This window comes from Pseudomonas moorei, from assembly GCF_008801475.1.
Lineage (GTDB): Bacteria > Pseudomonadota > Gammaproteobacteria > Pseudomonadales > Pseudomonadaceae > Aquipseudomonas > Aquipseudomonas moorei.
In genome coordinates, this window is the sequence record NZ_VZPP01000011.1 from 239,213 (window position 1) to 259,166 (window position 19,954).

24 protein-coding genes are annotated in these 19,954 nt (G+C 61.6%); 9 read left to right on the forward strand and 15 right to left on the reverse strand.

Going from position 1 to position 19,954, the window contains the following annotated elements; genetic code table 11:
* Positions 1-15: 15 nt before the first annotated feature.
* The gene (locus F7R06_RS22110; protein WP_090325541.1) at positions 16-1,899 is read left to right on the forward strand and encodes a TonB-dependent receptor domain-containing protein; all 1,884 of its coding nucleotides are present in this window, start codon (positions 16-18) and stop codon (positions 1,897-1,899) included.
* Positions 1,900-1,985: 86 nt separating this feature from the next.
* Here the strand turns inward: F7R06_RS22110 and F7R06_RS22115 are convergent, their stop codons facing one another.
* From F7R06_RS22115 to nrdR, 12 genes are all read right to left on the reverse strand, one after another.
* Complete coding sequence (locus tag F7R06_RS22115; protein WP_090325543.1) at positions 1,986-2,786, reverse strand: cobalamin-binding protein; 801 nt, start codon at positions 2,784-2,786, stop codon at positions 1,986-1,988.
* On the reverse strand, positions 2,786-3,205 hold the full coding sequence (locus F7R06_RS22120; RefSeq protein ID WP_090325545.1) for an MFS transporter: 420 nt from the start codon (positions 3,203-3,205) through the stop codon (positions 2,786-2,788). The genes F7R06_RS22115 and F7R06_RS22120 overlap by 1 nt, the downstream gene beginning before the upstream one ends.
* Positions 3,202-3,819 carry a GTP cyclohydrolase II gene (gene ribA / locus F7R06_RS22125; RefSeq protein WP_090325547.1) on the reverse strand — a complete coding sequence of 206 codons (618 nt, stop codon included), beginning with the start codon at positions 3,817-3,819 and terminating at the stop codon, positions 3,202-3,204. The genes F7R06_RS22120 and ribA overlap by 4 nt, the downstream gene beginning before the upstream one ends.
* A 147-nt stretch (positions 3,820-3,966) precedes the next feature.
* On the reverse strand, positions 3,967-4,704 hold the full coding sequence (locus tag F7R06_RS22130) for a substrate-binding periplasmic protein (protein WP_090325548.1): 738 nt from the start codon (positions 4,702-4,704) through the stop codon (positions 3,967-3,969).
* Positions 4,705-4,747: 43 nt separating this feature from the next.
* Positions 4,748-5,251: a phosphatidylglycerophosphatase A family protein gene (locus tag F7R06_RS22135; protein ID WP_090325550.1), complete on the reverse strand. Its 504-nt coding sequence runs from the start codon at positions 5,249-5,251 to the stop codon at positions 4,748-4,750.
* Entirely contained in the window at positions 5,248-6,213 is a 966-nt protein-coding gene (gene thiL, locus F7R06_RS22140) for a thiamine-phosphate kinase (protein WP_090325552.1), read from the reverse strand. Before thiL ends, F7R06_RS22135 begins: the two co-directional genes overlap by 4 nt.
* 23 nt (positions 6,214-6,236) lie before the next feature.
* Positions 6,237-6,737 carry a transcription antitermination factor NusB gene (gene nusB / locus F7R06_RS22145; RefSeq protein WP_008000432.1) on the reverse strand — a complete coding sequence of 167 codons (501 nt, stop codon included), beginning with the start codon at positions 6,735-6,737 and terminating at the stop codon, positions 6,237-6,239.
* Complete coding sequence (ribH, locus tag F7R06_RS22150) at positions 6,734-7,210, reverse strand: 6,7-dimethyl-8-ribityllumazine synthase (protein ID WP_003228649.1); 477 nt, start codon at positions 7,208-7,210, stop codon at positions 6,734-6,736. Before ribH ends, nusB begins: the two co-directional genes overlap by 4 nt.
* Positions 7,211-7,301: 91 nt before the next feature.
* On the reverse strand, positions 7,302-8,393 hold the full coding sequence (ribBA, locus tag F7R06_RS22155) for a bifunctional 3,4-dihydroxy-2-butanone-4-phosphate synthase/GTP cyclohydrolase II (RefSeq protein ID WP_090325554.1): 1,092 nt from the start codon (positions 8,391-8,393) through the stop codon (positions 7,302-7,304).
* A 16-nt stretch (positions 8,394-8,409) separates the two neighbouring features.
* Complete coding sequence (locus F7R06_RS22160) at positions 8,410-9,075, reverse strand: riboflavin synthase (protein ID WP_008059524.1); 666 nt, start codon at positions 9,073-9,075, stop codon at positions 8,410-8,412.
* 47 nt (positions 9,076-9,122) lie between these two features.
* The gene (ribD, locus tag F7R06_RS22165) at positions 9,123-10,256 is read right to left on the reverse strand and encodes a bifunctional diaminohydroxyphosphoribosylaminopyrimidine deaminase/5-amino-6-(5-phosphoribosylamino)uracil reductase RibD (protein WP_090325556.1); all 1,134 of its coding nucleotides are present in this window, start codon (positions 10,254-10,256) and stop codon (positions 9,123-9,125) included.
* Positions 10,253-10,717 carry a transcriptional regulator NrdR gene (gene nrdR / locus F7R06_RS22170; protein WP_003228656.1) on the reverse strand — a complete coding sequence of 155 codons (465 nt, stop codon included), beginning with the start codon at positions 10,715-10,717 and terminating at the stop codon, positions 10,253-10,255. Before nrdR ends, ribD begins: the two co-directional genes overlap by 4 nt.
* 128 nt (positions 10,718-10,845) lie before the next feature.
* On the opposite strand from nrdR, the gene F7R06_RS22175 reads away from it, so the two are divergent.
* The 3 genes from F7R06_RS22175 to trxA all read left to right on the forward strand — a co-directional run bounded on the left by F7R06_RS22175 (position 10,846) and on the right by trxA (position 12,993).
* Complete coding sequence (locus F7R06_RS22175; RefSeq protein WP_090325559.1) at positions 10,846-11,310, forward strand: YbaY family lipoprotein; 465 nt, start codon at positions 10,846-10,848, stop codon at positions 11,308-11,310.
* On the forward strand, positions 11,307-11,963 hold the full coding sequence (locus tag F7R06_RS22180; protein WP_090325561.1) for a class I SAM-dependent methyltransferase: 657 nt from the start codon (positions 11,307-11,309) through the stop codon (positions 11,961-11,963). Before F7R06_RS22175 ends, F7R06_RS22180 begins: the two co-directional genes overlap by 4 nt.
* Positions 11,964-12,120: 157 nt before the next feature.
* A complete protein-coding gene (trxA, locus tag F7R06_RS22185; protein ID WP_090325563.1) occupies positions 12,121-12,993 on the forward strand; it encodes a thioredoxin in 873 nt (290 codons plus the stop codon).
* A 104-nt stretch (positions 12,994-13,097) separates the two neighbouring features.
* Here trxA and F7R06_RS22190 read toward each other — a convergent pair whose 3' ends face one another.
* A complete protein-coding gene (locus F7R06_RS22190) occupies positions 13,098-13,436 on the reverse strand; it encodes a hypothetical protein (protein ID WP_090325565.1) in 339 nt (112 codons plus the stop codon).
* Between the two features lie 135 nt (positions 13,437-13,571).
* Here F7R06_RS22190 and F7R06_RS22195 point away from each other — a divergent pair, with 135 nt between their 5' ends.
* From F7R06_RS22195 to F7R06_RS22215, 5 genes are all read left to right on the forward strand, one after another.
* Positions 13,572-14,165: a DUF2796 domain-containing protein gene (locus F7R06_RS22195; RefSeq protein ID WP_090325567.1), complete on the forward strand. Its 594-nt coding sequence runs from the start codon at positions 13,572-13,574 to the stop codon at positions 14,163-14,165.
* Positions 14,166-14,294: 129 nt separating this feature from the next.
* Complete coding sequence (locus F7R06_RS22200) at positions 14,295-15,005, forward strand: ABC transporter ATP-binding protein (RefSeq protein ID WP_090325568.1); 711 nt, start codon at positions 14,295-14,297, stop codon at positions 15,003-15,005.
* Position 15,006: 1 nt separating this feature from the next.
* Positions 15,007-16,272, forward strand: a complete 1,266-nt coding sequence (locus F7R06_RS22205) for an ABC transporter permease (RefSeq protein ID WP_090325570.1) — start codon at positions 15,007-15,009, stop codon at positions 16,270-16,272.
* Positions 16,269-16,802 (forward strand): DUF3299 domain-containing protein, encoded by a 534-nt coding sequence (locus F7R06_RS22210; RefSeq protein ID WP_090325572.1) that lies wholly within the window; start codon positions 16,269-16,271, stop codon positions 16,800-16,802. The genes F7R06_RS22205 and F7R06_RS22210 overlap by 4 nt, the downstream gene beginning before the upstream one ends.
* A gap of 222 nt (positions 16,803-17,024) precedes the next feature.
* The gene (locus tag F7R06_RS22215) at positions 17,025-17,723 is read left to right on the forward strand and encodes an OmpW/AlkL family protein (RefSeq protein WP_090325574.1); all 699 of its coding nucleotides are present in this window, start codon (positions 17,025-17,027) and stop codon (positions 17,721-17,723) included.
* A gap of 141 nt (positions 17,724-17,864) precedes the next feature.
* Here the strand turns inward: F7R06_RS22215 and F7R06_RS22220 are convergent, their stop codons facing one another.
* Both F7R06_RS22220 and F7R06_RS22225 read right to left on the reverse strand, forming a co-directional pair.
* Positions 17,865-18,794, reverse strand: a complete 930-nt coding sequence (locus F7R06_RS22220) for an NAD-dependent epimerase/dehydratase family protein (RefSeq protein WP_090325575.1) — start codon at positions 18,792-18,794, stop codon at positions 17,865-17,867.
* On the reverse strand, positions 18,787-19,671 hold the full coding sequence (locus F7R06_RS22225; protein ID WP_090325577.1) for a sugar nucleotide-binding protein: 885 nt from the start codon (positions 19,669-19,671) through the stop codon (positions 18,787-18,789). Before F7R06_RS22225 ends, F7R06_RS22220 begins: the two co-directional genes overlap by 8 nt.
* Between the last annotated feature and the right edge of the window lie 283 nt (positions 19,672-19,954).

Consider the following 19,954-nt stretch of genomic DNA (forward strand, 5'->3'; position numbering starts at 1 on the left):
ACCATCGGACTATCAATGAAGTTTGCCCGCGTCGCCCTGCCCCTGCTTCTGCTACCCGCCGCCAATACCCTCGCCGAGACTTTCGAACGCGATCAAGCCCTGAAACTGCCCGACGTGCTGATCAGCGCCAACCGCCAGGTCGAAGCGCGCAACGACAGCAGCGCCGCCAATACCGTGTTCACCCGCGAAGACATCGACCGCCTGCAACCGGACAGCGTCACAGACCTGCTGCGTCGAGTGCCGGGCGTGCAAGTGGCGCAAACCGGTGGTCGTGGCAGCTTGCCCGGGGTTTATATCCGCGGCACTCAATCGGCCCAGAGCCTGGTACTGGTGGACGGCCAACGGATCGGCAACTCGACCTCCGGTGACAGCAACCTGCAACACATCAACATCGAGCAGGTCGAGCGCGTGGAAGTGCTGCGCGGCTCCCGCTCGGCGATTTACGGCAGCGATGCGATTGGCGGTGTGATCCAGATCTTTACCCGTCGCGGCGACCAGCAAGGCCTGCAACCGCGCTTGCACATGGGCTTTGGCAGCAACCAGACCTGGGAGCGCAGCCTTGGCCTGTCCGGCGGCGATGAGCGTACCCGTTTCAACCTGGGCACCAGCCTTGATGAAACCGCCGGGATCAACCGCACCCGCGAGTCGTATCCCAGTGATGGCGATCACGACGAATACCGCAACAAGTCGCTGAGCCTGAGCCTGAGCCACGCACTCACCGACGACATCGAAGTCGGCGCCAACCTGCTGGATAACCACGGCAAAAACGCGTTCGACAACCCGTTCGGGCGCTTTGATCCCGTTACCTTCGAGTCGGTGCAGCAGCAGCCCTACAGCGAATTCGACGTGAGCAGCGTCAGCAGCTACATCGACGCGCGGGTGAATGACCTCTGGAAAACCCGCGTCGAATTCGGCCACAGCGAAAACCGCGACAAGACCCTCGACAAACTCAGCGATGAACGCAGCGTTTTCAACACATACCGCGACTCACTGACCTGGCAGAACGATCTGAAGCTCAACGAGCGCAACAGCCTGATCCTCGGCGGCGACTGGTACGAAGACCGGATCAACAGCAGCACGGACTTCGACGAAGACAGCCGCTGGAACCGGGCGGCGTTCATCCAGCACCGCTATCAGGCGGACAGTTTCTCCACCGAGCTGGGCCTGCGTCACGATGACAATCAGCAGTTTGGCGGCCAGAACAGCTGGAGCGGCACGTTCACCCTGCCGTTGAACCCGGATAACGATGTGCTGCTGAGTTACAGCGAAGGCTTCCGCGCGCCGACCTTCAACGACCTGTATTACCCGGACTTCAGCAACCCGGACCTGAAGCCTGAAACGTCAAAGAGCTATGAGCTGCAATGGCGCAGCCAGTTGACCGAGGACAGTCGCCTGGAAGCCTCGCTGTACCGCACCGATTTGCAAGACGCGATCATCTTCGGCAGCAACTCACGCCCGCAGAACGTGGCTTCGGCACGGATCAACGGCTTCGAAGCGGCGTTGAAACAAGAACTTTTCGGCTGGCAGAGCAATCTCGGCGTGGCAATCATCGATCCCCGCGATCGCGACACCGGCCATACCCTGGCGCGGCGTGCCCGGCGCACCTTGAGCCTGGATCTGGATCGGCAGTTCGACCGGCTGGGCCTCGGCGCCAGCTGGCAAGCGGTGAGCAGCAGCTATGACGATCTGAACAATCAACAGCCCTTGGGCGGCTATGCCTTGTTGGGGCTGCGCAGCAGTTGGGAACTCAATCACGAGATCAAGCTGGAGCTAAAAGTCGATAACCTGCTGGACAAGGACTACACCCGGGTACTGTATAGCCATGAAGGCAGTCAGTATGGGTATCGAGAGGAAGGTCAAACCTGGATGTTCGGGGTGACGTGGACCCCGGAGATCTGATCTGAAATGAGCGGTGTTCGGGCTGGCCTCATCGCGAGCAAGCTCGCACACAGGGGATCTGCGTTGTCATTGCTGACGCCTCGGCCTCAACGATCAGGTGCGATCAACTGGCAAAGCTTGGCGGTCGCTTCGATCATTTGCCCGCTGGGTCGCTCCAGGCCTTTATCCGTCACCAACAGCAACTGCCCCTTCGCCACCGCCTCCACCTGCGGCCATGCCTTCCACGCATCAAGTTGCGCCTGATCGCCGGCCAGGATCACCTGCGGATTGCGCTGCAGCACCGCCTCCACACTGATCTGCGGCGCGGCCAGCGTCTGGTCGCCGAAGACATTCCGCGCCCCACAGACTTCGAGCGCATCACTGATGATCTGCCCACCCCCAATGGTGTACAGCGGCCGATCCCAGACCTGATAAAACACCCCTAATGGTTGATCACGGCGATAACGTTGACGCAATTCCGTCAGCCGTTGCCTTAACCCCGTCGCCCGTGAGACACCGCGCTCCGGACGGCCGAGTTGCGTGGCAATCGCCTCGATTTGCGCGGCGAGTTGGTCCAGGTCATGTGGCTCGGCGACGTAGGTCGGGATGTTCAGGTGCTTTAGTTGTTCACGCTGGGCCGGGCCGACGCTGTCGGGCCACAGCAGCAGCAAGTCGGGCTTCAGGCTGAGCAGCCGCTCCATGTCCAACTGGCCGTAGCGGCCAACGGACGGCAGGTCTTTGAGTTCGGCAGGACGCTCACCGGCATCCAGCACCCCCACCAGCAGGTCGGCTGAACCCAGTTCGACAACGATTTCAGAGAGCGATGGCGCCAGGCTGACCACCCGCTCGACCGCTGCTGCCGAGGCGCTGACGGCCAGCAGCAGAACCGCCAGCCAGGCAGCACGCATCAGCCGAGTTGACGCGGAATGCGGTAGAGGTAGAACAGCACCGTGGTCGACAGTGCCAGCAGCACCAGCGGCACGGCTTCGAGGCCGACGAACACGGCCAGGGCACCGATCCACGCCGGCAGGCCGGCAGCGAGAAATGCCGTACGCCGTGTGGCGGCCAGACTGATCCAAGCGGCAGGTTCTTCAGGGGTATCGAGGGCTTTCTGGGTGGCGATCAATGCGTGTTTGTAACCACCGAAAAACTTCAGGCTGACAAACATCGAAGCCACACCGCCGACGAACAATGGCATCGCCAGCACCGGCAAGATCGCCTCGCTCTGGCCGAACACGCCGTTGATCACGAACAGCGGCAACAAGGCCAGCGCCAGGTATTGCCACCAGTTGACGGCCAGTCGCCGCCGCACCTGACCGCGTGTCACGCCCGGTCAACCTCGCCCTGATGCTCATTGCCCATCATGTGGTCAAGTTTGCTGGCCTTGGTCGCCAGGTAGAGTTTGTTATGGGGATTGTGACCGGTGTGCAACGGTACGCGCTCGGCAACCACGATGCCCATGTCGGTCAAGGCTTTGACCTTGCGTGGGTTGTTGGTCATCAAACGCAGGGATTTCACGCCCAGGTGCTCCAGCATCGGCAGGCACATGGCGTAGTCGCGCTGGTCAGCGGCAAAGCCCAGGCGCTCGTTGGCTTCAACGGTATCGGCACCGCCATCCTGCAGCTCATAGGCGCGGATCTTGTTCAGCAGGCCAATGCCACGGCCTTCCTGACGCAAGTACAGCAATACGCCGCGACCTTCGCGGGCAATCGCCTGCAACGCGGCCTCGAGTTGCGAGCCGCAGTCACAACGCTGGCTGAACAAGGCATCGCCCGTCAGGCATTCGGAGTGCAACCGGCCGAGTACCGGGGCACCGTCGGCAATCTCGCCCAGGCTCAGCACAACGTGCTCACGGCCGGTGGCTTCATCAAGAAAGCCATGCATGGTGAATTGCGCAAAAGGCGTTGGCAGCTTGCAAGCGGCGACAAAAACGACAGGCACCTGTGTGCTCCTGATCTAAAAGTCTGAAGATTCGCAGGCCGGCATTGTAACAGCAGGTTCCGGATGGCGCTTAGGCTGAATTATCGGGGATAACTATCAAAAAGTTTGATATGCCCCCCCTGACGACACCGCCCCTGTGGGAGCCCTTCAGTTCTCATCAAACGGGTAAGGCTGTTTCCAGCGTTCGAAGATGGGCTTGAGCTCGCCGCTTTTCACCAGCTGTTCCATGCGCTGGTCAAACAAGGCCATCAGCGTGCGGGCCTGCGGGGTTTTGGCGAAGCACAGGTAGAGGGGCAGTTCGGCGATATGGGTGCGTCGCAGCTGCGCCGGATCCTTGGCCCGGTTGAGGACGTAATCAACCTCGGTCAGGGCGTCGATGTAAAAGTCGGTACGCTTGTGGGTCAGCATCGACACGATGCCGGTACGCCGCTGCACTTCAGCAAAGTGCTGCACATTGGGCAGGTAATGCTGGTAATCGTAGCCACGCACCCAAGCCAACCGATAATTGCCCAGGGTTTCCGGGGTTGGCACCGGGCTGCTGGTCAGCCCCAAGGCGTAGATGTGGTCGGTATCGAAGTTCCAGCGGGGATAAAGCAGCTCGCTGGATTCGTCGCGATAGGAACCGACACAGGCGTCGACCTCGCCGCGCTCGGCCAGGCCTACCGAGCGCAGGTAGGGTTCAGTGCGAATGTCGAGCTTGACGCCCGCCGGTTCGAAGACTTGTCGCAGCACGTCCCAGCCCAGTCCATGGCCGTCGGCGGCGGTGTAATCCTCCCAGTCTTCGCTGGCCAGGTGAATGACCGCCGGTGGCGTCCCGGTCTCCTGTGCCTGCGCGAGGGAGCAAAACACGGCAAGCACCATCCCTATCAACCCGCGTAGAGCCATCCTTAGTTCTCCCACTTGGCGCCTCATGACCTCTGCGGTCAGGTCAGGCGAAAATCCATACCAGTCCCTGCATCGCCAGCCATGCAAACACACCCGCCAAAACATCATCGAGCATGATCCCGACGCCACCATGCACGTGCCGGTCGATCCAGCGAATCGGCCACGGCTTGAGAATATCGAAGAAACGGAACATCAGGAAACCCGCCAGCAACCACTGCCAGCCTTCCGGCACCAGCCACAGGGTGATCCACATCCCGACCATTTCGTCCCAGACGATGCCTTCATGGTCGTGCACCCGCAAATCGTTCGCGACTTTGCCGCACAGCCAGAAGCCGAACAGCATGGTGATGCCCAGCATCAGCCAGTATCCCCAGTCCGGCAGCATCTGCCACAACGGAATAAAGGGCAGCGCCACCAATGAACCCCAGGTGCCTGGGGCCTTTGGCAAGGTGCCCGAGCCGAAGCCGAACGCCAGGAAATGCCACGGGTTGCGCCAGACCGACGGCGGTACGAACTCCCCCGGGACCTGTTTGGGATGATCTGTCACGGTGACTCCCGAAAATGTTGATAACCCCGGGTTTGCGGGGTGATGTCTTGCCCATCGCTATCGAGCAGCGTCACGCCCTGCCCCGCCACAATCCGCCCGACTACATGAATCGGCCAGCCCTCGGCCAGCAATGGCGGTAACTCGACGGACGGTAGCGTGAAAGCCAATACGTAATCATCGCCACCGCTGAGCGCCGCGTTCTGCGCCCCTGCCTTCCCGAGGAAAGCGACCAGCGCACTGGACAACGGCAAGCGATCGCACTCGACTTGAACGGCGACCTTCGATGCCAGGGCAATGTGCCCACAATCAGCGAGCAAGCCATCGGAGATGTCCAGCGCCGCCGTTGCCTTGCCACGCAGTGCCTGACCCAGCGCCAACTGCGGTTGCGGCGACCAGTAGTGCGCCAACAGCGGATCGGCGATGGCAGGTTCGGCGGTGCGCTCACCGAGCACCAGCGGCAAGGCGCCAGCGCCATTGCCCAGTTCACCGCCGACGCACAACAAGTCGCCCGGTTGTGCGCCGCTGCGGGTCAGGGCCAGGCCGTTGGGCACGCGCCCGAACACGGTCATGGTCATGCTCAGCGGCCCGCGGGTGGTGTCACCGCCGACGAGCGCCACGCGGCAGCTTTGCGCCATCAGGCTCAAACCACGGGCATAGGCCTGCAACCAATCGGTAGTCACCGTCGGCAAGGTCAGGGCAAGGGTAAAGGCGATGGGGGTGGCGCCCATGGCGGCCAGGTCACTGACAGCCACGGCCAGCGAGCGCTGGCCGAGCAGAAAGGGATCGCAAGGGTCGGCGAAGTGCACACCGGCCACCAGCGTATCGGTAGAAATCGCCAGCTGTTCCCCTGTGGGAATAGCCAGCAAGGCGCAATCATCACCGATCCCGAGGGCAACGCCTTCGCCGCCCTGCGCACAAGGCGCGGCGGCGAAGAAATTGCGGATCAGCTCAAACTCACCCATGGTAATGGCAGTTCAAGCGCAGGTTAGCGCTTGAACGCCTTCACTTCAGCTTCACGCAGACGCGGGGCCAGTTTGTCGAGCACACCGTTGACGAACTTGTGGCCGTCGGTGGAACCGAAGACCTTGGCCAGTTCGATACCTTCGTTGATCACAACGCGGTACGGCACGTCGACGCGCTTGAGCAGCTCCCAGGTGGACAGGCGCAGAACCGCCAGTTCAACCGGGTCGAGCTCTTCGATGGTCAGGTCCAGGCAAGGCTTGAGTGCGGTGTCGATTTCGGTCTTGAACTGCGGAACCCCGTGGAGGATCTCGCGGAAATAAGCACCATCGACATCGGTGAAATCGTTATCGACCCGGAACTGCGCTTCGATCTCGTTCAGCGACTGCTTGGCCATGTGCCATTGGTACAGCGCCTGGGTCGCGAGCTGACGGGCTTCGCGACGCTTGACGCTTTTCGATGGCTTGCCGGCATCCGCAGGCTTTGGATCGCGCGGGTTAAAACGATCGCTTTCGTCGCTAATCACTTGGCCTCCAACTGCGCCAGCAGGCTGACCATTTCCAGAGCGGACAGGGCAGCTTCAGCACCTTTGTTACCGGCCTTGGTGCCGGAACGTTCGATGGCTTGCTCGATGGAATCAACGGTCAGGACGCCGAAGGCAACCGGAACGCCGAACTCCATGGACACCTGGGCCAGGCCCTTGGTGCATTCGCCTGCCACGTATTCGAAATGCGGAGTACCGCCACGAATGACCGCGCCCAGGGCGATGATTGCCGCGAATTCACCCTTCTGAGCGACTTTCTGCGCAACCAGCGGGATTTCGAAGGCGCCAGGCGCACGGATGATGGTGATGTCGCTTTCGCTCACGCCATGGCGAACCAGGGCATCAACTGCACCGCTGACCAGGCTTTCAACGACGAAGCTGTTGAAACGGCCCACTACCAGAGCGTAGCGGCCTTTAGGGGCGATGAAGGTACCTTCGATGGTCTTCAGGGTCATTCGTTAGATCTCTTAAAGAGCCGGGACGCGTCTTCTACGCGCCCCTCAGTGATATTTGAACCGCGAATTCAAGGCCGGAAACAACCGGTCATTATTCGGAGGGCACGTATTCTACAACTTCCAGATCGAAACCGGATATCGCATTAAATTTCATCGGTGCAGACATCAGGCGCATTTTGCGCACACCGAGGTCACGCAGGATCTGCGAACCGGCACCGACAATGCTGTAGGTGGTCGGTTTTTTCACGGCCGCGTGGTCCGCGGTTTCGCGGATGTGCGCCAGCAACACGTCGCCATCGAGCGGGTGTCCGAGCAACAGCACCACGCCGCTGCCGGCCTCGGCAACCGCAGCCATGGCGGCGCGCAGGCTCCAGCGACCCGGTTGCTTGACCATCAGCAAGTCGCGCAGCGGGTCCATGTTGTGCACGCGAACCAGGGTCGGTTCCTCGGCGCAGACATTGCCCAGGGTCAGTGCCATGTGCACGTCGCCCTCCACCGAATCACGATAGGTCACCAGGTTGAATTGGCCCAGTTCGCTGTCCAGCGGCTGCTCGGCAATCCGCTGAACGGTACGTTCGTGGATCATCCGGTAGTGAATCAGATCGGCGATGGTACCGATCTTGATGTCGTGTTCGGCTGCGAAAGCTTCCAGTTCCGCGCGACGGGACATGGTGCCGTCGTCGTTCATCACTTCGCAGATCACGCCGCTCGGCTCGAAACCGGCCATGCGCGCCAGGTCGCAGGCGGCTTCGGTGTGGCCGGCGCGAGCCAGGGTGCCACCGGCCTGGGCCATCAGCGGGAAGATGTGGCCCGGGCTGACGATGTCTTCAGCCTTGGCATCACGGGCGGCAGCCGCTTGTACGGTGCGTGCGCGGTCGGCGGCGGAGATGCCGGTGGTCACACCGGTGGCCGCTTCGATCGACACGGTGAACTTGGTGCCGAAGCCGGAACCGTTGCGTGGCGCCATCAGCGGCAGCTTCAGCAGCTCGCAACGCTCGCGGCTCATCGGCATGCAGATCAGGCCACGGGCGTGCTTGGCCATGAAGTTGATGTGCTCGGGCTTGCAGCACTCGGCGGCCATGATCAGGTCGCCTTCGTTCTCGCGGTCTTCGTCATCCATGAGGATGACCATCTTGCCTTGGCGGATGTCTTCAACCAGTTCTTCGATGCTATTGAGCGCCACAAGGCACCCCCTTGAGTCAGGATTTGAGGTAGCCGTTGGCGGCCAGAAAGCTTTCAGTAATGGTGCTGCCAGCCGTAGGCTCTGCGGCCTTGTCGCCCAGCAACAGGCGCTCCAGGTAACGTGCCAGCAAGTCCACTTCCAGATTCACCCGGCGACCCGGCTGGTACGACGCCATGATGGTTTCGCTCAGGGTGTGCGGAATGATGGTCAGCAGGAACTCGGCGCCATCGACCGCGTTCACCGTCAGGCTGGTGCCGTCGACGGTGATCGAGCCTTTATGGGCGATGTACTTGGCCAGTTCTTTCGGCGCGCGGATGCGGAATTCCACGGCACGGGCATTCTCGGTGCGGGCCACCACTTCACCCACGCCATCGACATGCCCGCTGACCAGATGCCCGCCAAGACGGGTGGTCGGGGTCAGGGCTTTTTCCAGGTTCACCGGACTGCCGCTTTTGAGGTCGTTCATGGCGGTGCAGTCGAGGGTTTCGCGGCTGACGTCGGCCGCAAAGCCGTTGCCCGGCAACTCAACGGCGGTCAGGCACACGCCGTTGACCGCGATGCTGTCGCCCAGTTTGACGTCGCTCAGGTCGAGCTTGCCGGTTTCTACATGGACCCGCACATCTCCGCCTTTTGGGGTCAATGCACGAATACTGCCGATGGATTCGATGATGCCGGTGAACATGGGGTTCTCCTCGAGAACAAAGCCAGCGCTATAGCGATGGCCGAAAATTATACGCTCGCTGCTGGCAAAGGAATGGCAGTGATTCGCCAGTCATCGCCAACCGCGCGAATTTCGGTAATTTTGAGCGACGGCGCATCCTTCATTTGCGCAAGCGGCCAGTCCAGCAGCGGACGCGCCAAGGAGCCCAGGAACTTGCCGGCCATGAAGATCACAAACTCGTCGACCAGACCTTGCTGAGCAAAAGCCCCGGCCAGGCGCGGCCCGGCCTCGACCAGCACTTCGTTGACACCGCGAGCGGCAAGTTCGACCAGTAACTGGCGCAAATCGACCTGGCCATCGTAGCCCGGTACGATCAGGCATTCTGGTCCGTTGGCGTATTGCTCCTCCACCGCCATGCACGTGGCCACCAGCGCCGGACCGGCCTTGAAGAATGGCGCATCCAGCGGCACGCGCAGACGACCGTCGACCAGCACGCGCAGCGGCGGACGGCTCATGGCCAGTGCGGTTTGCCCGGCGTCCAGCCCCAACTCGTCGGCACGCACGGTCAAGCGGGCGTTATCCGCCAGCACCGTGTCGGTACCGGTCAATACCACACTGGCCTGGGCACGCAGACGTTGCACCGCCGAACGCGCCGCCGGGCCGGTGATCCATTGGCTTTCACCGCTTTCCATCGCCGTGCGGCCATCGAGGCTCATGGCCAGCTTGACCCGCACGAACGGCAAGCCGTGCTCCATGCGTTTCAAGAAACCTTGATTGAGCGTGCGCGCCTCGCCTTCCAGCACGCCGCTTTCAGTGGCGATGCCGGCCTGCTCCAGGCGTTGCAAGCCACGACCGGCGACTTCCAGGTTCGGGTCCTGCATGGCCGCGACCACCCGCGCCACACCGGCATTGACCAGTGCATCGGCACAGGGTGGTGTCCGGCCGTGGTGGCTGCAGGGTTCGAGGGTTACGTAAGCGGTGGCGCCACGGGCGAGTTCACCGGCGGCGCGCAAGGCGTGGACTTCCGCGTGGGGTTCGCCGGCGCGTTCGTGCCAGCCTTCGCCGACAATCTGCCCGTCCCGCACGATCACGCAACCGACCCGGGGGTTGGGGTGGGTCGTGTAATGACCTTTGCGCGCCAGTTCGAGGGCGCGGGTCATGAAATGGGCGTCGAGGATGGCTTGTTCTGCGGGCAGGCTCATTCTTTCACCGGCTCTCGGGCCAGGCGATCGATCTCTTCGCGGAACTCGTTGAGGTCCTGGAAGCGGCGATACACCGAAGCGAAACGTATGTAGGCGACTTCGTCGAGCTTCTGCAGCTCGGCCATCACCAGTTCACCCACCACGAGGGATTTGACCTCTCGCTCACCGGTGGCACGCAGTTTGTGCTTGATGTGCACCAACGATGATTCCAGGCGTTCTACACTCACCGGGCGCTTTTCCAGCGCGCGCTGCATGCCGGCGCGGAGTTTTTCTTCGTCGAACGGCTGACGACTGCCGTCGGTTTTGATCAGGCGCGGCAACACCAGTTCGGCGGTCTCGAACGTCGTGAATCGCTCGCCGCAGGCCAGGCATTCACGCCGGCGGCGCACCTGTTCGCCCTCGGCGACCAGACGCGAGTCGATGACCTTGGTGTCGTTGGCACCGCAGAAGGGACAGTGCATGGTGGCAGGCAACAAAAAAAGGGAGGGCCATGGTAGCGCATCCCCGTGGCAAGACAAGCCATAGGGTTTGCGGTATACAGACGCCATGATCTTTAGATCCATGGAATTTACCTTTAACGGAGCTGCCAATGTCGCTACGACCGCTCGTTTTGCTCAGCCTGTTCAGCCTGCTGGTGGCTTGCGGCAGCAATGCGCCCAAACCCCAGCCACCGACACCAGGCCCCGCGCCGGAGCAGGCGCAGAAGAAAGCCAGGGAGTCTGCCAATCTCGGTCCGCTGCCGGCCTATCAACGTGAATTGAGCGGCACCCTGCAAGGCGTGCCGGCGGGCGCCGAAGTCGAACTGGCGCTGCTGGTGATCGACGAAAAAGGCCGTCCGCAACAGTTACTCGCCAGTTCGAGCCTGATCGGCAACAACCAGGTGCTGCCGTTTCACCTGCGCTTCAATCCGGAATCCTTCCCGGCCGGCGCCCGGGTCGAACTGCGTGGCCGCGCCAGTCAGTCCGGCCAATTGATCCTGCATCTGCCATCGCAATTGATTACCCAACCGACCACCCAGGTGCTGGGTCAACTGCAATTCGTCACAGCCCCATGAGTACACCGCTCGACCTGCAACAGGCCTTGGGTGAATTGCTCGGTGACGCGCGCCTGGTAGCCGGTGAGCTGCCGGGCACCGACCTGAAGCTCTGGTTGATCGACGGCGACAACATGGACCGCGCCTTCACCCCGGAAGAAACCCGACGGATTCTGCATGAACCGCCTTACTGGTGTTTCTGCTGGGCCAGCGGTTTGGCTGTAGCCCGTTATCTCGCGCAATTTCCCGAGTGGGTCAAAGGCAAGCGTGTCCTGGATTTCGGCGCCGGCTCCGGCGTCGCCGGGATTGCGGCGGTGAAGGCCGGAGCGCTGGAAGTGGTGGCTTGCGACCTCGACCCGCTGGCGATTGCCGCCTGTCGGGCGAACGCCGAACTCAATGACGTGCAGCTCAGCTATTCGACGGATTTTTTCGCTGAAGCCGATCGCTTTGATCTGATCCTGGTCGCCGATGTGCTGTACGACCGCGCGAACCTGCCGCTGCTCGATGAGTTCTTGAGTCGAGGCCAGGAAGCGCTGGTGGCCGATTCGCGAGTCAGGGATTTTCGCCATCCGCTGTATCGTCGAATCGAAATGCTTGAAGCCATGACCCTGCCGGATCTGGCCGAGCCGGAAGAGTTTCGGCATGTGAGCCTCTACCATGCGCGGCGCGCCTGAAAGCATCGCGAGCAGGCTCGCTCCCACAGGATTTGTATTCGACACACAACCACTGTAGGAGCGAGCCTGTCACGCAACGCACCTTTCACGCCCCCGCTTCCGGCCACACCCCGCCAGGCCGTATAGTTGCCCCATTCACGCTTCTACGAGATCCCCCATGAGTCAGGAAACGCCGTACATCTTCGACGCCACGACCGCCGACTTCGACCAGTCGGTGATCGAGAATTCTTTCCACAAACCGGTGCTGGTGGATTTCTGGGCCGAATGGTGTGCGCCGTGCAAAGTGCTGATGCCGATGCTGCAGACCATTGCCGAGAGCTACCAGGGTGAGTTGCTGCTGGCCAAGGTCAACTGCGACATCGAACAGGACATCGTCGCCCGTTTCGGCATTCGCAGTCTGCCAACCGTGGTGCTGTTCAAGGATGGTCAGCCCGTCGACGGTTTTGCCGGGGCCCAACCGGAATCAGCCGTGCGCGCGCTGCTCGAGCCTCACGTGCAAATGCCGCCGCCGGCCGCTGCCGACCCTTTCGTACAGGCTCAGGCGCTGTTCGACGACAGCCGCTTCGCCGACGCCGAAGCCATCCTCAAAGTGCTGCTGGGCGAAGACAACACCAACGCCAAGGCGCTGATCCTCTATGCCCGCTGCCTCACCGAACGCGGTGAACTGGGCGAGGCACAAGCGGTGCTCGACGCGGTCAAGACTGATGAACACAAAGCTGCATTGGCCGGTGCCAAGGCGCAGATCAAGTTTCTCGGCCAGGCCAAGGACTTGCCGGATGCCGCCGACCTGAAGGCGCGCCTGGCAAAAAATCCGCAGGACGATGAGGCGGTCTATCAACTGGCGGTGCAGCAACTGGCCCGCCAGCAATACGACGCCGCGCTGGATGGCCTGCTCAAGCTGTTCATCCGCAACCGCAGCTACAGCGAAGGCTTGCCGCACAAGACCTTGCTGCAGGTGTTCGAACTGCTCGGCAACGATCACCCGCTGGTGACCACCTACCGTCGCAAGTTGTTTGCCGCGCTTTATTAAGCGCGGCCCTGTAGGCGCGAGCTTGCTCGCGATGGACATAAGGGCGCCGCAGTTATGCAGGTAGCCCGCGTCAGGATTGACATCCTTCGCGAGCAAGCTCGCTCCTACAACCAGCGATAGAGCGGCGTATCCCCGCCGCTCTCCAACTTCACGTCCGGGCTATGGCGCAAACGCACCAACAGTCGTTTGCCCGCCGACGCATTGCCGGTCAGCCCTTCCAGTTGCTCCAGCAGATCCGGCCCACTCAACTGTCCAGCCTTGCGCAGCAGGTCCCTGGCGATCTGCCACAGCGCATCATCCTGATTCTGCGGTTTAGCCGGCGCGGCAGTGACCCCGGTTTTCTCAACAGTCAACTGCGCCCCCAGCCGCGCCCAGTCGGCGTCGTCCATCTCCAGCGTCAAATCCACCGGCCAGTCGCCGATGCTTCCGCGAATTCGCAACATGAGTCAGCTCCTGCACATTTCTGTCCGGCATGCTCCCATGGGACTTGTGCAACGCCAAGCAGACGGTCAAACTCTCCGCCATAACGTTATAAGATTACATAACAAATTCTTCATTTTACTTTCGGAGTTACGCCCATGCATCGTCTGCTGCTCGCCTTGCCATTTGCCCTGTTGCCGCTGGCTGTCGCACACGCGGCTGATGAACATGACCACGACCATGAGCACGGTAGCCTCGGCGCCCACGAACACGGTGTCGGTCGCTTGAACGCAGCACTGGACGGTCAGACCCTGGAGCTGGAGCTGGAAAGCCCGGCAATGAATCTGGTGGGCTTCGAACATGCCGCCACCACCGATGCCGACAAGGCCAAGGTTGCTGCTGTCCGTGCCCAGTTGGAAAAACCCTTGGCGCTGTTCGCCCTGCCGAAAGCCGCCGGTTGCGAGATCGCTGGCACGGAACTGGAAAGCCCGCTGTTCGGCGACAAACCGAAGGCTGACGACGATCACGACGAAGACGCCAATGACGCCAAAGACGAACATCACCACGAGCACAGCGAAATCCACGCCCATTACAGCTTCACTTGCGCCACTCCCGCTGCGCTGAAGACTCTGGATCTGGCGAATATCTTCAATACGTTCCCGGCCACCCAGAAAATTCAGGTACAACTGATCGGCCCGAGCGGACAGCAAGGGGTTGAGGTGACGGCGAAGGCGGCGGCCCTGAAATTCTGAATTAGCTGAAGATCACCTGTAGGAGCGAGCCTGCTTGCGAAGGAGTGTCAGCCACGTTGATGTTGACTGACACACCATCGCGAGCAGGCTCGCTCCCACAAGGTTCACCCACTACCAGACCGGTTTCACATGACCCAAGCACTCATCGAACTGTCCGACCTGGGCTTCAGTTGGCCCGGTCACCCACCGTTGCTGGACATCCCGGCGTTTCGCCTGGAGCCGGGGGAAACCCTGTTCCTCAAAGGCCCGAGCGGAAGTGGCAAGACTACCCTGCTCGGCCTGCTCGGCGGTGTGCAGAAACCGAATCGCGGCAGTATCCGCCTGCTCGGCCAGGAACTGACCGAACTCTCGGCCGGTGCCCGCGATCACTTTCGCGTCGATCACACCGGCTACATCTTCCAGCAGTTCAACCTGCTGCCATTTCTCTCGGTGCGCGAAAACGTCGAGCTGCCTTGCCGCTTCTCCAAGTTGCGCGCGCAACGGGCAATCCAGCGCCATGGCAGCATCGATCAGGCGGCTGCCACGTTGCTTGCGCATTTGGGCTTGAAAGACGAAAGCATCCTCAGTCGCCGCGCCGATTCGCTGTCCATCGGCCAACAGCAAAGGGTCGCTGCCGCACGGGCATTGATCGGCCAGCCGGAACTGGTGATCGCCGACGAACCGACCTCGGCCCTGGATTACGACGCCCGCGAAAACTTCATTCGCCTGCTGTTCGCCGAATGCCGCGAAGCCGGCTCGAGCCTGCTGTTCGTCAGCCATGATCAAAGCCTCGCGCCGCTGTTCGATCGCCACCTGTCGCTGGCCGATCTCAATCGCGCCGCCACCCCGTCCGAGGTCTGAGATGTATTTGTTTCGTCTTGCCATGGCCAGCCTGGCTAACCGCCGCTTCACCGCGATCCTCACTGCGTTCGCCATCGCCCTGTCGGTCTGCCTGTTGTTGGCGGTAGAGCGGGTGCGCACCGAAGCCAAGGCCAGTTTCGCCAGTACCATCAGCGGCACCGACCTGATCGTCGGTGCGCGCTCCGGCTCGGTCAACCTGTTGCTGTATTCGGTGTTCCGCATCGGCAACGCCACCAACAACATTCGTTGGGACAGCTTCGAACACTTCGCCAGCAACCCGAAAGTGAAGTGGGCGATCCCGATATCCCTGGGCGACTCGCACCGCGGTTATCGGGTGATGGGCACCACCGAGGCGTACTTCGAGCATTACCAGTACGGCCGCCAGCAACACCTGGAACTGGCCGACGGTCGTGCCTTCGCCACCGACCCGTTCGAAGTGGTGCTGGGGGCCGAAGTGGCCGATGCACTGCACTACAAACTCGGCGACAAACTGGTCCTGGCCCATGGCGTCGCGGCGATCAGCCTGGTCAAGCACGACGACAAGCCCTTCACCGTGGTCGGCATTCTCAAGCGCACCGGCACCCCGGTGGACCGCACGCTGCACATCAGTCTTGGTGGTATGGAAGCCATTCACATCGATTGGCACAACGGCGTACCGGCCAGGGGTGAAGGTCGGGTCAGCGCCGATCAGGCGCGCAACATGGACCTGACGCCGCAAGCGATCACCGCGTTCATGCTGGGCCTCAACAACAAGATTTCGACCTTTGCCTTGCAGCGTGAAATCAACGAATTCCGCGGCGAACCCATGCTGGCGATCCTGCCGGGCGTGGCGTTGCAAGAGTTGTGGAGCTTGATGGGCACGGCGGAAAAAGCCTTGTTCGTGGTGTCGCTGTTCGTCGTGCTGACCGGATTGATCGGCATGCTCACGGCCATTCTCACCAGCCTCAACGAGCGTCGTCGCGAGATGGCGATCCTGCGTTCGGTGGGCGCGCGGCCGTGGCACATTGCAACGCTGCTGGTGCTGGAGGCGTTTGCCCTGGCGTTGTCCGGCGTGGTCGCCGGCGTGGCGCTGCTGTACCTGTGCATCGCCGCCGCCCAAGGTTATGTGCAAGCCAATTACGGCCTGTTTCTGCCGCTGTCCTGGCCGAGCGAATATGAATGGACGCTGCTCGGTGGCATTCTGCTCGCTGCGCTGCTGATGGGCAGCGTGCCGGCCTGGCGCGCTTATCGCCAATCCTTGGCCGATGGCCTGTCGATCCGTTTATGAGGACGTTGAAAATGCCCCGCGCCCTGCTTGCGCTGTTGATGCTGGTCGCCCTGCCCCTATGGGCGGCCGAGCCGAAAGAGCTGACCTGGCCGGAAATGATCCCGCCGGACGCCCCGGCGCAAGTGCCGAACATGAAGCCACTGCACGACCTGTCGCAGATGAGCAGCACACTGTCCGCCGAATCAGCGCCCGCAGCCAAGCAGGAAATGCCCAACGCGCCGGTAGTGAAAGCCCTCGATGGGCAGCGCATTCGTTTGCCGGGTTACATCGTGCCGCTGGAAGTGAGCGAGGAAGGACGCACCACGGAGTTTTTGCTGGTGCCGTATTTCGGCGCCTGCATCCACGTGCCGCCACCGCCATCGAACCAGATCGTGCACGTCAAAAGTGAAGTCGGGGTAAAGCTGGACGAGTTGTACCAACCGTACTGGATCGAAGGAGCAATGCAGGTCAAACCGTCCACCAGCGAATTGGCGGATGCCGGGTATCAGATGGAGGCGGAAAAGATTTACGTGTATGAATTGCCGGAGTGAGTCCGCTGTTTTTTGCGTTGTCAGATCATCCGCCATCGCGGGCAAGCCCGCTCCCACAGGGAATCGCGCAACCCTGTGGGAGCGAGCCTGCTCGCGAAGAGGCCCGCAAAATCGCCCACAAAATTGCGCACACCCCACTTTCATTGAGCTGAGTCAAAAGACGAAATCAAACGGCTGTTTACCATTGGACATCAAACATTTTTAACGTCCTCTGGAGCCCCCATGAACAAGTCCTTGCTCAGCGTCGCGCTGTGTTCCCTAGCGCTCGCCGCCCCGCTCGCCCACGCCCACGAAGCCGGTGACATCATCCTTCGTGCCGGTGCAATCACCGTTAACCCGAAAGACGACAGCTCCAGCGTAAAGGTCGATCAAGGCCCATTGGCGGGTACCGATCTGGGTGGCAAGGCGACCATGAACAGCGACACGCAACTGGGCTTGAACTTCGCCTACATGTTCACCAGCAACTGGGGGATCGAGTTGCTCGCGGCGACGCCGTTCGAGCATGACGTCAAACTCAAGGGCACTGCCCTGGGCGCGGCGAATGGCAAACTCGGCTCGCTGAAACACCTGCCACCGACCCTCAGCGTTGTGTACTACCCGCTGGACGCAAAGTCCGTATTCCAGCCTTACGTCGGTGCCGGTATCAACTACACCTGGATCTATGACGAGCACGTCAGCAGCCAGGCCCAGGCCAACGGCTTCAGCAATTTCAAGGCGGATAACTCCTGGGGCATGGCGTTCCAGGTCGGTGCGGATTACATGCTTACCGACAACATCATGCTCAACGCCCAGATGCGCTACATCGACATCGACACCCGCGCGACCGTGGAAAACGACGCCGTGGCACCGGGCACCCGCGCCCGCGTCAATGTGGATGTGGACCCGTTCATCTACATGGTGGGCCTGGGTTACAAGTTCTAAAGGATGTTCACGTGGTGGTGAACCTGGCTTGTGTGGTGAAGGGGCTCGCCCCTCGCCACAGGAAATACATCGCCCCAGAAGCGATATCCGGGCCACAAAAAAGGCGCCTTCCAAGGCGCCTTTTTTGTGCTCGCAAGAATCTCAGCGCCCCAACAACCGCGCCAGCCCGACACTCAACGGTGTCTGTTGCGGGCGGGTAAAACGCTCCAGCAGACGCTGGTTATTGGCCCGTGAATGGCGGATGTCACCGGAACGCGCCTGGCCATAGCTCACCGGCGGCAGCTTGCCGACCACCGTCTCGAGCGCCGTCAGCATCTGCTTGAGACTGGTCGCCTGGTTCCAGCCGACATTGACCGCCCCGACTTCCACCTGAGGCTTCTCGATACTTTGCACCAGCAGGCCGACCAGATCCTCGACGTAGACAAAATCACGTGTCTGCTCACCGTCGCCAAACACCGTGATCGGCAGGCCGTTCTGCGCGCGCTCGCTGAAAATGCTGATCACCCCGGAATACGGCGAGGACGGATCCTGACGCGGGCCGAAGATGTTGAAGAAGCGGAAAATCACCGGCTCCAGTCCGTGCTGGCGTCGATAGAAATCGAAGTAATGTTCGCTGGCCAGTTTGTCCGCGGCGTAAGGGGTCAATGGCGCCTTGGGCGTGTCTTCATCGATTGACTCACCTTCGCCATTGTTGCCGTACACCGCCGCGCTGGAGGCGAACAGCACTCGCTTGACACCCGCCTGACGCATGGCTTCGCAGACATTCAGCGAACCGATGAAATTGCTCTGGTGCGTTTTCACCGGGTCGTCCACCGAGGCCTGCACCGACGCCACTGCCGCCAGGTGCGCCACGGCGCTGCAACCGACCATAGCCCGGGCCACCAGCGCGGCATCGGCGACATCACCGACGATCAACTCGATATCGGGATTATCCAGTGGCAGATTGCTGCGCTTGCCGGTCGACAGGTCATCGAGCACCCGCACCTTATGCCCGGTGGCGAGTAAGGCATCGGCCAGGTGCGAACCAATGAAACCGGCACCGCCGGTGATTAAAACGGGGCCTTCAGCCATGGCGATAGAACCTGTCGAGTAGGCCCGGAAGGGCCGCACGCCAGGCGCGTGGCTTGATCCCGAACGTGTGCAGAATTTTCTTGCAGGCCAGCACCGCGTGTTGCGGCTCTTCGGCGGCGTCCGGTCGCGCGGCGTGAGCCTGGGCGGTCGGTGCTTCGATGGCCAGCGGATGCAGGGCGCGTGCTTCGGTGAGAATTGCCTGGCCCAGGGCCAGCGGCGTGGTCGCTTCATGCCCGGCGTAGTGGTAGGTGCCCCACAATGGCGCCGCGCAGTCGAGCTGTTTGAGTACGGAAATGATCACCCGGGCGGCGTCATCCACCGGGGTCGGATTGCCCCGGCGATCGTCGGCCATCAACAGCTCTTCGGGACGTTCGGCCCGCTCGAGAAAACGCCCCAGTGTGCCCTCGGGGCTGTCATCGAGCAGCCAGCCGAAACGCAGCAATACGTGCTGCGGGCACGTGGCGCGCACACTTTGTTCGATGCGCCACAATGCCTGACCACGCAGGCCCAGCGGCACCGGTTCATCTTTTTCGCTATAGGCGGTTGCCCGGGAGCCATCGAACACGCGATAGCTCGAAGGTTGCAGCAGGACGATGTTGTGGTGCTGGCACAGTTCGGCCAGGCGCTCGATCGCCCGCTCCTGCGCGGCCAGACGCTGCTCGCTGACCGTCTCCGCCTGAAACCAGTCGAAGTAGTAGGCGAGGTTGATCAGCGCGTCCGGGCGGGTGTCGTCGAGCAGTTGCGTCAGGCTCGCGGCATCCCAGCCGTCTTGCGGTGGGCGGGGGGCGAGGAAACCGATGTCTTCTTCCGCACCGAGGCGAATCAGCGCCTGCCCAAGGGCATTTCCGCCGCCCAGTAACATAAGGCGCATTCGCATAGAGTCAGCAGGCCCAGTCTGATTGGAACGAGGGTTTGTCGACAGCGCTCGCGAGCGGTGTCGTTGAAAGTAGCCAGAATCGTTGCATTTTGCGGGTTTAGTGCGCAACCGTCATCCGTAAAGTGTAGATGTGCGGGAATTGTGGTGCCTTCGCCAGCCCCATCGCGAGCAGGCTCGCTCCCAAATGGGATTTGCGGTGTACTCCAATGCATTGTGGGAGCGAGCCTGCTCGCGATAAGGCCCTAAGACTCAACGAAGGTCTTGAGCGGTACTTGCATCTTAC

Excerpts from the sequence above, each read along its gene's own strand:
- F7R06_RS22110 (WP_090325541.1), top strand. The coding sequence starts at position 16 with ATGAAGTTTGCCCGCGTCGCCCTGCCCCTGCTTCTGCTACCCGCCGCC.
- F7R06_RS22115 (WP_090325543.1), bottom strand. The coding sequence starts at position 2,786 with ATGCGTGCTGCCTGGCTGGCGGTTCTGCTGCTGGCCGTCAGCGCCTCG.
- F7R06_RS22130 (WP_090325548.1), bottom strand. The coding sequence starts at position 4,704 with ATGGCTCTACGCGGGTTGATAGGGATGGTGCTTGCCGTGTTTTGCTCC.
- thiL (WP_090325552.1), bottom strand. The coding sequence starts at position 6,213 with ATGGGTGAGTTTGAGCTGATCCGCAATTTCTTCGCCGCCGCGCCTTGT.
- ribH (WP_003228649.1), bottom strand. The coding sequence starts at position 7,210 with ATGACCCTGAAGACCATCGAAGGTACCTTCATCGCCCCTAAAGGCCGC.
- F7R06_RS22160 (WP_008059524.1), bottom strand. The coding sequence starts at position 9,075 with ATGTTCACCGGCATCATCGAATCCATCGGCAGTATTCGTGCATTGACC.
- ribD (WP_090325556.1), bottom strand. The coding sequence starts at position 10,256 with ATGAGCCTGCCCGCAGAACAAGCCATCCTCGACGCCCATTTCATGACC.
- nrdR (WP_003228656.1), bottom strand. The coding sequence starts at position 10,717 with ATGCACTGTCCCTTCTGCGGTGCCAACGACACCAAGGTCATCGACTCG.
- F7R06_RS22175 (WP_090325559.1), top strand. The coding sequence starts at position 10,846 with ATGTCGCTACGACCGCTCGTTTTGCTCAGCCTGTTCAGCCTGCTGGTG.
- F7R06_RS22180 (WP_090325561.1), top strand. The coding sequence starts at position 11,307 with ATGAGTACACCGCTCGACCTGCAACAGGCCTTGGGTGAATTGCTCGGT.
- trxA (WP_090325563.1), top strand. The coding sequence starts at position 12,121 with ATGAGTCAGGAAACGCCGTACATCTTCGACGCCACGACCGCCGACTTC.
- F7R06_RS22190 (WP_090325565.1), bottom strand. The coding sequence starts at position 13,436 with ATGTTGCGAATTCGCGGAAGCATCGGCGACTGGCCGGTGGATTTGACG.
- F7R06_RS22195 (WP_090325567.1), top strand. The coding sequence starts at position 13,572 with ATGCATCGTCTGCTGCTCGCCTTGCCATTTGCCCTGTTGCCGCTGGCT.
- F7R06_RS22200 (WP_090325568.1), top strand. The coding sequence starts at position 14,295 with ATGACCCAAGCACTCATCGAACTGTCCGACCTGGGCTTCAGTTGGCCC.
- F7R06_RS22205 (WP_090325570.1), top strand. The coding sequence starts at position 15,007 with ATGTATTTGTTTCGTCTTGCCATGGCCAGCCTGGCTAACCGCCGCTTC.
- F7R06_RS22210 (WP_090325572.1), top strand. The coding sequence starts at position 16,269 with ATGAGGACGTTGAAAATGCCCCGCGCCCTGCTTGCGCTGTTGATGCTG.
- F7R06_RS22215 (WP_090325574.1), top strand. The coding sequence starts at position 17,025 with ATGAACAAGTCCTTGCTCAGCGTCGCGCTGTGTTCCCTAGCGCTCGCC.
- F7R06_RS22220 (WP_090325575.1), bottom strand. The coding sequence starts at position 18,794 with ATGGCTGAAGGCCCCGTTTTAATCACCGGCGGTGCCGGTTTCATTGGT.
- F7R06_RS22225 (WP_090325577.1), bottom strand. The coding sequence starts at position 19,671 with ATGCGAATGCGCCTTATGTTACTGGGCGGCGGAAATGCCCTTGGGCAG.